Here is a 10410-nt window from a genome sequence, read left to right as displayed (position 1 = left end):
TGAACGTTCCAGGCGGGGTGAGAGCGTGCAGGAGTCCGCAAATCTGGGGGGGTTACTGCCGCTGCTTCCGGGCGGCGCGGGCGGCGTACTCCTCCTCGTCGAGCCGCGCAGCCTCCTCCAGGGTCGGGGCGGTGCCGCCGTGCCGGGCGGGCGCCCACCACTGGCCCTCGGGGCGCAGCGGGTACTCCGCGATCGCCTTGTCGAGCAGGGCCGTCATGGCCTCACGCAGCAGGGCGGTCTCGGCGACGGGGTCCTCGCCGGTCACCGCGAGGGGGGCGCCGACGTGCAGGCCGATCGTTCGGCCGCGCCCCTTCATGTCCGACGGGTGGTCCTTGGTCTTGAGCAGCTGCGTGCCCCACGTGACCATCGGGATCAGCGGGACGCCGGCCTCGGCCGCCATCCGCACGGCCCCGGTCTTGAGCTGCTTGATCTCGAACGACCGGCTGATCGTGGCCTCCGGGAAGATGCCGACGATCTCGCCGTCGCGGGCGTACTGCACGGCATCGTCGTAGGACTGCTGCCCGTTGTCCCGGTCCACCGAGATGTGGTGGAACGACCGCATCACCGGACCGGAGATCTTGTGGTCGAACGCGTCCTTCTTGGCCATGAAGCGGACCAGCCGCCCGCTCGGCTGCGCGGCCAGGCCGTCAAAGATGAAGTCGACGTAGCCGACGTGGTTGGCCGCGAGGATCGCCCCGCCCTCGCGGGGGATGTGCTCGGTGCCGGACGTCTGGAACTTCATCCCGAGGACCTTGAACAGCGTCTTGGCCGTCAGGATCGTCGCCGGGTAGGTGTAGTCGCGCATCACGTCACCCTAGTGGACCTGGGGGCACCCGCCGGGTGAGGAGATCAGCCTCACATCCTACTGCTCGACGACATGGACCGCGGCCTCCTCGGCGCTCGACGCCGCACCGTCGATGCCGACGTCCTCGCCGACGAGGTCCTTCTCGACGTCCTCGCCGATGCCGCCGTTGGGATCGACCAGGCGGCCGGCCCGCTCCGTGCCGACCTCGCCGTCGTCGAGGTCCTCGGTCTCCTCGCGGTACGGATCCGGCTCGGGGATCTCCTGGCGCAGCCGCTCGTCGAAGGACTCGCCCTCGCGCATCTCCTCGGCGGTCGTGCCGAATCCCTCACCCCGATAGCTCTCCGGCGGGGAGTAGCCCGAGTCGAGCGTCTCGTCCGGGTCGTCGAAGATCGCGTCCTGGTCGGGTCCCTGATCGTCCTCGGGGAAGGTGTCGGGTGTCTCGGGTATCTCGGTCATGCCTCCAGACTCGCACGATCAGCCGTCGCGGCAAACCGTCAGCGCCACTCCTGGATCGCGAGCTCCATGACGAACGCGTCGACTCCCCCGGCGTAGTAGCCCTTGCGGGTGCTGATGGTGTCGAACCCGGCCGACTCGTAGAGTCCTTTCGCCACGGCGTTGTCGGCCGCGACCTCGAGCAGCATCCGCTCGGCACCGAGGTCACGTGCGCGGTCGATCAGGATGTCCAGCAGGTCGCGGGCCAGTCCCCGGCCGCGCGCCTCGGGGACCACCGCGATGCGGTCGAGGTCCGCGACGTCGCCCGACACGGAGATCGCGCCGTACGCCTCGCCGTCGTCGCTCAGCAGGACGACGTGCCGGTCGCCGACGACCTCGGCGAGCGCGAGTCCCGTGGTCCATGCGGCCGCGCCGAAGCACGCCTGCTCGATCGCGAGGATCGCCGCGACGTCGTCGGTCGTGGCGGTGCGGGTCATGCGCGCTTGGAGACGACCTGCGGCACGGCGTCGGGCCGGCGCAGGTAGAGCGGCTCGAGCGGCAGCTCCAGAGCACGACCCGTGACGACCAGCCCGGCCAGCGCGGCGGCGCGCGGGTTCCCGTCCTCGCCCGCGGCCCGCAGGACGCCGTCATAGAGCCCGGCGCCCGCGCCGTACGCCGGCAGGTCCGGGTGCTGGATCGCGAGATCGGCGGGCTTGAGGACGTGCGGGCCGTCGAGCCGCAGGTGGTCGGCCGCGTAGCGGGCCCAGTAGACCTCCTTGCGTCGCGCGTCGGTCGCGACGAGGAACTCGCCCTCGACCTGGACGTCGGCCGCGACGATGTCGAGCGAGCACACCCCGTGGGTCGTGATGCCCAGCGTGGATCCCAGCGTCAGGGCCGTCACGACGCCGACCCGCAGGCCCGTGAAGGGCCCGGGCCCGACACCGACGGCGACGTCGGTCAGGTCGGACATCGACGCACCGGCCTGGGCCAGGGCATCGCGGATCGCCGGGGCGAGGAGCTCGCCGTGGGCCATGGCGCCCTCACCGGCGGCCTCCCCCACGACGCGCGTACCGTCGTGGACGGCGACCGTGATGACAGGGGTGGCGGTGTCGAAGGCGAGGAGCAGCACGTCAGCAGCCTACGAGCCCAGCAACGTGGAGCGGAGGGGGACGCCGACCCAGCGGGGTCCGTGCGGCTTGATCGTCACGACCCGCGGATCGGCGTCCTCGGCGACATCGCCGAGATCGCCGTCGTGCGGGGTGCCCAGCGGGTCGATCGGACGCGGCCCGCGGACCTCGATCCGCAGGTGCAGCCAGCTGTCGGTCAGCTGCTCGGCCATCCCGTCGCCCCACTCGACGACCGTCACGGCCGCCTCGGTCGTGGAGTCCAGGTCGAGGTCGTCGATCTCGCTGAGGTCACCGAGCCGGTACGCGTCGACGTGCACCAGCGGCGGACCCTCCACCAGGGACGGGTGGGTGCGGGCGAGGACGAACGTCGGCGACGTGATCGGCCCACGGACGCCGAGCGACTCGCCGAGCCCCTGCGTGAACGTCGTCTTGCCCGCCCCGAGGTCGCCCGACAGGACCAGCAGGTCACCGGCCCGCAGCAGCGGGGCCAGCCGGGCGGCGAGCGCCCGCATCTCCTCGGGCGTCGGCACCTCCCGGGCCAGCCACAGGGTCTTGCCGAACTCGATGAACGGCTCGTCCCGGCCGACCGGGTGATAGAGCCGCCGCGACCAGAACTGCACCGTCTCGGGCAGCTCCTCGCGGACGTCGAGCCAGATGCCGTCCTTGCCCCGCTCCTCGGCGGTGTCCTCCGCGACGCCCAGCATCGCGGAGGCCACGCCGCGGGCCTGGATGTCAGGGTCGACGCACACGCGGCGCAGGCCGAGCTGGCCCGGACGGGACTCGTCGAACAGCATCGCGCCCATCGGTAGACCGCGACGCTCGACCAGCAGGCCCCCCGCCGTCGCCAGCGTCCTGGCGACGGTCTCGGCGGTCTCGTCCAGGGCCGTCGTGGGCGGGTCGAGCGCGGGTCGGGCGCCGAACGACCGATGGATGATGTCGACGATGACCGCCGCGTGCTCGGGGCCCGCGTCGATGACGTTGAGGGCGTTGCTCGAGGTCATGCCAGGGTCTCCACGATGTCCTCGATCGCCGTGGTGACGGCCTCGTGGTCCTCGAACGGGATCATGTGGCCGACCTCCTCCAGGACGACGAGCTTGGCGTCGGGGATCGCGTCGGCGAGCCGCCGGCCGTGCTTGACGGGGGTCAGCTGGTCCGCGGTCCCGGCGATCACGACGGTGCGGGCGCGACCGAGGTCGTCCAGGCCCGCGGTGAGATCAAGCCCCACGAAATTGGGGTAGAAGTCCGTCAGGACGCTGGTCGAGGCCTCGAGCAGCATCTCGTTGGCCATGTCGACGTGCCGCTCCTGGGCGTGCGGCCCGAGGCCCCAGCGGCGGATGACCGAGTAGCTGTTGAACCGGCGGCCCCACGTGAGCACCGGGGCGCCGACCCGCAGCAGCGGGACGAGGTGGCGCAGGCCCGGGCTCGTCCGCATGAGGTTGCCCGCGCTGGTGGCGACCAGGACGACGCCCTGCACCCGGTCGCCGAACAGCTCGGGTCGGATGACGGCCAGCTCCATGATCGTCATCCCGCCCATCGAGTGCCCCACGAGCACGACGGGCCCCTCCGGGACGAGCTCGTCGAGGACCCTCGCGAGATCGTCGGCCAGGTGCGGGATCGACGAGCTGCGGTGGGACGACCGGCCGGACAGGCCGTGCGACCGCAGGTCGGCGAAGACCATCCGCACCCGGCCCCGCAGCGCGAGCCGCTGGTAGTGCCACAGGTCCATCGTCTCGACCCACCCGTGGAGGAACACGACGGTCGGCGTCGCGGCGTCGGCCTCCTCGACCTCGACGTTGAGCGAGATGCCGTCGCTCGACATCACGGTGCGCCGCTGGGTGTGCACCGAGCCGAACGCCACGTCCTCGCCGCGCCGCCGGCGCCGCTGCGTGCGCTGGCGGCCGTTGAGCACCGTCGCGGCCACCCCGGCGGCCACGAAGGCGCCCGCCGTCGTCGCGATCCTTGCTGTCCTGCTCATGTCGTCCCTCGATAGGTCCGCACCACGCGGCCACCCAGCCGGGTGACCACCTCGTACGCAATGGTGCCCGATGCGATCGCCCAGTCCTCGGCGGTGGGCTCGCCGGCTGTCCCCGGGCCGAACAGCGTCACGACGTCACCGCGCTCCGCCGCCCGGTCGCCGAGGTCGACGACGAACTGGTCCATGCAGATCCGGCCGGCGACGCGGGCCCGCTCGCCGCCGACGGCGACCTCGGCCCGGTTGGAGGCGGACACCGCGATCCCCTCGGCGTACCCCAACGGCACGAGCCCCAGCGTCGTGGCGCGCTCGGCGGTCCAGGCGTGCCCGTAGGACACGCCCACGCCGGCCTCGACCCGCTTGACCGCCGCGAGCCGTCCCCGCAACGTCATGACCGGCGTCAGGACGGTCGGGTAGGTCATGCCGGGGTCGGGGCGGATGCCGTAGGCCGCGATCCCGACGCGCACCAGGTCGTAGTGGGCCGACGGCCGGGTCAGCGTCGCCGGGGAGTTGCTGAGGTGGCGCAGCACCGAGTCCAGGCCCGCGGCGTGGGCCTCGGCGACGGCACGGTCGAAGACCGCCTCCTGGGCGTCGTTGGCGGGGTGGTCGGGCTCGTCGGCGCACGCGAAGTGCGACCAGACGCCGGTGATCTCGGCGGCACCGGAACGCTGCGCGGCCGCGGCGGCGGCGACGAGCTCGGTCCACTTCGCGCCGAACGCGCCGTTGCGGGACAGCCCCGTGTCGACCTTGAGCTGGATCCTGGGGCGTACGTCGACGGGGGCGGCGAGGATCTCGGCGAGCTGCTCGGCCGACGACGCCGTGACCTCGACCCCGGCGCCGATCGCACCGGCGAAGTCGGCGCCCGGGCTGGCGAGCCAGCACAGGAGGTCGCCGGTGTCACCAGCCGCGCGCAGCGCGAGGGCCTCGTCGATCGTCGCGACCCCCAGCCACGGCGCTCCGGCGTCACGGGCCGCGCGGGCCATCGGGACCATCCCGTGGCCGTACGCGTCGGCCTTGACGATCGCCATGAGGGCCGAGCCCGGGGCGCACGCGGCCAGGGCCGACAGGTTGGTGCGGAAGGCGTCGAGGTCGATGACGGCCTCGGCCTGGGGGGTCGCCACGTCAGCTCCTCCAGTCACGGACGTCGTCGAGCTGGCCGTCGTGGAACGCCGCGAGAGTCCCGGGCAGTGCGGCGGCGACGGCCGACGCCGTCACGGGACCGCCACGGTTGGCCCGGACGCTGGCCGCGCCGTGCAGGAAGGCCGCGATCGAGCCCGCGTCGTGCGGGTCGGCGCCGGAGGCCAGCAGCGAGCCGGCCAGTCCCGCCAGGACGTCGCCCGCGCCGGCGGTGCCGAGCCACGGCGATCCGGTCAGGTTGACCCGGGTCGTGCGCCCCGGGGTCACGACGAGGGTCCGCGCGCCCTTGAGCAGGACCGTGGTGCCCCACCGCTCGGCGGCCTCGGTCGCGTGCGAGAGCGGGTCGGCCTCGACGGAGTCGCGCCGCGTGCCGAGCATCTCGGCGAGCTCGCCGGCGTGCGGCGTCAGGAGCGCGGGGACGTCGAACGAGTCGGGGACGTGCTGCAGCGCGCTGGCGTCGACGACCAGGGCGGAGCCGTCCTCCAGCGCGGCGGCGAGCTGCTGCTCGGCGTCGTCGCCGCTGCCGGGGCCGACGACCCACGCCTGGACCCGACCGTGGCCCGCGACGACCTCGGGTGCCCGGTCGACGATGCGCCGGGCGAGCTCGGGGTCACCGACGAACCGCACCATCCCTGCCATCCCGGTCAGCGCGCCCGCAACGCACAGGTGGGCCGCACCGGCGTACTGCTGCGAGCCGGCAGCGATGCCGACGACACCGCGGGAGTACTTGTGGCTCGTGGGGTTGCGCAGCCAGTCGAACGTGTCGAGCAGCAGGTGTCCGTCGGAGGGCTCGATCGCCTCCACGCTGGGCGCCGGCAGGTGGGGGGCCAGGCCGATGTCGACGAGCTCGGCGATCGCGGTGGCGTTCCAGCCTGCCGCGCCGGCGGCCGGGCTGACCAGCAGGGCGTTCTTGTAGGTCCCGAAGGTGATGGTCGCGTCGGCCATGACGTGCACCGTCGGCAGCGTGGCCCCGTCGACGTCGACGCCGGACGGGACGTCGACCGCGACGGTGCGGGGCCGGGTGCCGGCGATCCACTCGGCCCACTCGGCGGCGCGTCCGGTCAGGCCGGGGCGGGCGCCGATGCCGAACAGCGCGTCGATGCAGTGCCGCTGGTCCCCCGGTGCCGCCACGACCTGCGCGCCGGCGGCGAGCGCCGTGGCCAGCCCGTCGGCGTGGACCGTGGTCCGGTCGAGGAGGCACAGGTCGATGCGGACCCCGCGGTCGAGCAGGTGCGCGGCGGCGTACAGCGCGTCTCCGCCGTTGTTGCCCGGCCCGACCAGCACCACGGCGACCTCGCCGGCGGGGATGTGGCCGAGCCGGTCGGCCAGACCCACGGACGCGCGCCGCATGAGCTCTCCCTCGGGGAGGGTGGCGGCCAGCGCCTCCTCGGCCGCGCGGATGTCCGCGACCCGGTGGGCGGTCAGCACTCGGCCACCACGAACGCCGTCGCGATCGTCGTGTCGTGCGAGATCGACAGGTGGATCGTGGTGATGCCGAGGGCCTCCAGGCGTTCGGGGGCGGCACCGTGCAGCACGAACTCGGGGGCCCCCTGCGGCGTGTGGCGGATCTCGAAGTGCTGCCACGACAGCCCCGACGGCGCGCCCATCGCCTTGGCCAGGGCCTCCTTGGCGGCGAACCGGCCGGCCAGCGACTCCAGCGGGAGCTCGGCCTCGGCCGGGGTGAACAGCCGGGCCCGCAGGGTCGGCGTACGCTCCAGCGACTCGCGGAAGCGACCCAGGTCGACGACGTCGACACCGATCCCGATGATGCTCATGAGCGCAGCCCCGTCACTCGACGGTGACAGACTTCGCCAGGTTGCGCGGCTGGTCGACGTCGTTGCCCAGCTGGTTGGCGAACTCGGCGGCGAAGATCTGCAGCGGCACCGTCGCGACGAGCGGCTGCAGGATCGTCGGCACCTTCGGCAGGCGGATCAGGTGGTCGGCGTAGGGGACGACGTCCTCGTCACCGTCCTCGGCCAGGACGATCGTCAGGGCACCGCGGGCGCGGATCTCCTGGATGCTGCTGACGGTCTTCTCCTGCAGCTGGTCGCGCCCCTTGGGCGGGACCACGACGAAGACCGGCAGGCCCCGCTCGACCAGCGCGATGGGGCCGTGCTTGAGCTCGCCGGCGGCGAAGCCCTCGGCGTGGATGTAGGCCAGCTCCTTGAGCTTCAGCGCTCCTTCGAGCGCGACCGGAAAGCCCACGTGCCGGCCGAGGAACAGGATCGAGCGGGAGCCGGCGAGCTCGGTCGCGAGCTTGCGCACCTGGTCGCCCTCGTCGAGCATCCGCTGGATGCCGGCCGGGGTCTTGTCGATCTCGGCGATGATGCTCGCGATCTCGTCGCCGTACTTGGTGCCCTTGACCTGCGCGAGGTAGAGCGCCAGGAGGTAGCACGCGACGATCTGCGACAGGAAGCCCTTGGTCGACGCGACGGCGATCTCGGGTCCGGCGTGCGTGTAGATCACGGCGTCGGACTCGCGCGGGATCGTCGAGCCGTTGGTGTTGCAGATCGACAGGACGCGCGCCTTCTGCTGGCGGGCGTACCGGATCGCCATCAGGGTGTCCATGGTCTCGCCGGACTGGCTGATCGCCACGACGAGCGTGCTCTTGTCGAGGATCGGGTCGCGGTAGCGGAACTCCGAGGCGAGCTCGACCTCGCACGGGATGCGGGTCCAGTGCTCGATCGCGTACTTCGCGACAAGCCCGGCGTACGACGCCGTGCCGCAGGCGATGATGACGATGCGGTCGACGTCACGCAGCTCGCCGTCGCTGAGCCGCATCTCGTCGAGCTGGAGCTGGCCGCCCTGCGAGTGACGACCCAGCAGGGTGTCGGCGACGGCCTGGGGCTGCTCGGCGATCTCCTTGAGCATGAACCAGTCGTAGCCCCCCTTCTCGGCCGCCGACACGTCCCAGTCGACGTGGTACTCCTTCGTCGCGGCGGGCGCCCCGAAGAAGTCCGTCACGACGATGTCGTCGGGGGTGATCGTCACGACCTGGTCCTGGCCCAGCTCGACGGCGTCGCGGGTGAACTCGATGAACGCCGCGACGTCGGAGCCGAGGAAGTTCTCGCCGTCCCCTCGTCCCACGACCAGCGGGGAGTTGCGGCGGGCGCCGACGACGACGTCGGGGTGGTCCGCGTCGCAGATCACGAGCGTGAAGGCGCCCTCGAGCCGCCGGCAGACCGCGCGGACGGCGTCCGACAGGTCCGCGGTCCGCTCGAGCTCGTCGTGCAGCAGGTGGGCCACGGTCTCGGTGTCGGTCTCCGACACCAGCTCGTGCCCCGTGGCCTCCAGCTCGGCGCGCAGCACGGCGAAGTTCTCGATGATGCCGTTGTGCACCACCGCGATGCGACCTGTCTCGTCGAGGTGCGGGTGCGCGTTGACGTCGTTGGGGGCGCCGTGCGTCGCCCAGCGGGTGTGGCCGATCCCGGTGTGCGCGACCGGCAGGGGCCGCTCCGCGAGCTCGGCATCGAGGTTGAGGAGCTTGCCTGCCTTCTTGGCCGAGATCAGCGTGCCGTCGCCCACCAGGGCCACGCCGCCGGAGTCGTACCCGCGGTACTCGAGGCGCCGCAGTCCCCCCATGACGACGTCAAGAGCGGAGCGCTGACCGACGTACCCGACAATTCCGCACATGTACTAGAGAGTACAAGCGAGTCCGGCGAGCGCCGTGATCGCGTGCGAGAGGGACCGAGTGGAGCGCACTCGGGTGGTAGGCGAGACAATGGCGGCATGACGCGCGACCAGTCCCCGTATGTGGAGCTCGAGCGGGCCGCCTGGGCCGAGCTCGCCGGCGACGTGGCCCAACCCCTCCAGCCGGCCGAGATCGAGCGGGTCCGTGGTCTCGGGGACGAGCTGGACCTCGAGGAGGTCCGGCAGGTCTACCTCCCCATGACCGAGCTGATCAGCATGCGCGTCCGCCTCGCGGGGGCGCTCTACGAGGCGACCGAGGCCTTCCTCCACGAGCCGCAGTCGCGCCGCACCCCCTTCGTGATCGGCATCGCCGGCTCGGTCGCGGTCGGCAAGTCGACGACCGCCCGCCTGCTGCAGGAGCTGCTCGCCCACTCCCCCAGCCATCCCGTCGTCGAGCTCGTGACGACCGATGGCTTCCTGTTCCCCAACGTCGAGCTCGAGCGCCGCGGCCTGCTCGACCGCAAGGGGTTCCCCGAGTCGTACGACCGCAAGGCCCTCCTGCGCTTCGTCATGGAGGTCAAGTCCGGCGTCGAGGTCGTCACGGCGCCCGTCTACTCCCACCTGACGTACGACCGCACCGACGAGGTCGTGACCCTCAAGGAGCCCGACATCGTCATCGTCGAGGGCCTCAACGTCCTCGCGCCGGCGCGTCCGCGCGGTGACGGCTCCCCCGGCCTCGCGGTCAGCGACTTCTTCGACTTCTCGATCTACGTCGACGCCTCCGGCAAGGACCTGCGCCGGTGGTACATCGACCGCTTCCTGTCGCTGCGCAAGACCGCGTTCGCGGACCCGCACTCGTACTTCCACCGCTACAGCGCCTTCAGCGACGAGGAGGCTGTCGCCCGCGCGGGCGAGCTGTGGGACACGATCAACTGGCCCAATCTCAAGGAGAACATCGCCACGACGCGCGGACGGGCGTCCCTGGTGCTGCGCAAGGGCCCCGACCACGCCGTCGACTGGGTCCGCCTCCGCAAGATCTGACCTCGCCGCCGGGCCAACCCGCGAGTGGTGCGGATCGGACGTTCTGGGACGGCGTGTCTGTCCAGGGCGCGCCACTCGAGGACGGGTCTGCACCACTGGCCCAGAGCGCCCGGACGTCCCCCTGGTAGACCTCGACCTCGTGGGCCGGGAAGGCCAGCTCGGTGTCACCCACCAGCTCGCCGTCGCCTGATCGCGCCACCACGACCTGCATCTCGCGCCCGACCCGGACCACGTCCGCTTCGTCCTTGCGCACCCGCGCCGCGTCC

The 10410-nt window shown here is 72.3% G+C and carries 11 protein-coding genes; 1 reads left to right on the top strand and 10 read right to left on the bottom strand.

Annotated features, from left to right (window positions below):
• Window positions 1-52: 52 nt before the first annotated feature.
• From JWQ91_RS12390 to glmS, 10 genes are read right to left on the bottom strand one after another with little or no spacing between them, the layout of a single operon-like run.
• Window positions 53-805 carry a lysophospholipid acyltransferase family protein gene (locus JWQ91_RS12390; RefSeq protein ID WP_297784456.1) on the bottom strand — a complete coding sequence of 251 codons (753 nt, stop codon included), beginning with the start codon at window positions 803-805 and terminating at the stop codon, window positions 53-55.
• Window positions 806-862: 57 nt separating this feature from the next.
• Window positions 863-1261 carry a DUF5709 domain-containing protein gene (locus JWQ91_RS12385; RefSeq protein ID WP_297784454.1) on the bottom strand — a complete coding sequence of 133 codons (399 nt, stop codon included), beginning with the start codon at window positions 1259-1261 and terminating at the stop codon, window positions 863-865.
• A gap of 38 nt (window positions 1262-1299) precedes the next feature.
• Window positions 1300-1734 (bottom strand): GNAT family N-acetyltransferase, encoded by a 435-nt coding sequence (locus JWQ91_RS12380; RefSeq protein ID WP_297784452.1) that lies wholly within the window; start codon window positions 1732-1734, stop codon window positions 1300-1302.
• Window positions 1731-2366, bottom strand: coding sequence for a tRNA (adenosine(37)-N6)-threonylcarbamoyltransferase complex dimerization subunit type 1 TsaB (gene tsaB, locus JWQ91_RS12375; protein WP_297784450.1), 636 nt, complete (start codon window positions 2364-2366; stop codon window positions 1731-1733). The genes JWQ91_RS12380 and tsaB overlap by 4 nt, the downstream gene beginning before the upstream one ends.
• A gap of 9 nt (window positions 2367-2375) precedes the next feature.
• Window positions 2376-3365, bottom strand: coding sequence for a tRNA (adenosine(37)-N6)-threonylcarbamoyltransferase complex ATPase subunit type 1 TsaE (gene tsaE, locus JWQ91_RS12370; RefSeq protein ID WP_297784447.1), 990 nt, complete (start codon window positions 3363-3365; stop codon window positions 2376-2378).
• Complete coding sequence (locus JWQ91_RS12365; protein ID WP_297784445.1) at window positions 3362-4339, bottom strand: alpha/beta hydrolase; 978 nt, start codon at window positions 4337-4339, stop codon at window positions 3362-3364. Before JWQ91_RS12365 ends, tsaE begins: the two co-directional genes overlap by 4 nt.
• Complete coding sequence (gene alr / locus JWQ91_RS12360) at window positions 4336-5457, bottom strand: alanine racemase (protein WP_297784443.1); 1122 nt, start codon at window positions 5455-5457, stop codon at window positions 4336-4338. Before alr ends, JWQ91_RS12365 begins: the two co-directional genes overlap by 4 nt.
• Window position 5458: 1 nt before the next feature.
• Entirely contained in the window at window positions 5459-6901 is a 1443-nt protein-coding gene (locus tag JWQ91_RS12355) for a bifunctional ADP-dependent NAD(P)H-hydrate dehydratase/NAD(P)H-hydrate epimerase (RefSeq protein ID WP_297784440.1), read from the bottom strand.
• Complete coding sequence (locus JWQ91_RS12350; protein ID WP_297784438.1) at window positions 6895-7248, bottom strand: holo-ACP synthase; 354 nt, start codon at window positions 7246-7248, stop codon at window positions 6895-6897. Before JWQ91_RS12350 ends, JWQ91_RS12355 begins: the two co-directional genes overlap by 7 nt.
• Before the next feature lie 13 nt (window positions 7249-7261).
• A complete protein-coding gene (gene glmS / locus JWQ91_RS12345) occupies window positions 7262-9106 on the bottom strand; it encodes a glutamine--fructose-6-phosphate transaminase (isomerizing) (RefSeq protein ID WP_297784435.1) in 1845 nt (614 codons plus the stop codon).
• A gap of 96 nt (window positions 9107-9202) precedes the next feature.
• On the opposite strand from glmS, the gene coaA reads away from it, so the two are divergent.
• Complete coding sequence (gene coaA, locus JWQ91_RS12340) at window positions 9203-10144, top strand: type I pantothenate kinase (protein ID WP_297784432.1); 942 nt, start codon at window positions 9203-9205, stop codon at window positions 10142-10144.
• Window positions 10145-10410: the final 266 nt, after the last annotated feature.

The sequence above is a fragment of the Aeromicrobium sp. genome, from assembly GCF_025965075.1.
In the GTDB taxonomy this organism is placed as follows: domain Bacteria; phylum Actinomycetota; class Actinomycetes; order Propionibacteriales; family Nocardioidaceae; genus Aeromicrobium.
This window is presented reverse-complemented; position numbering and strand designations above follow the sequence as displayed.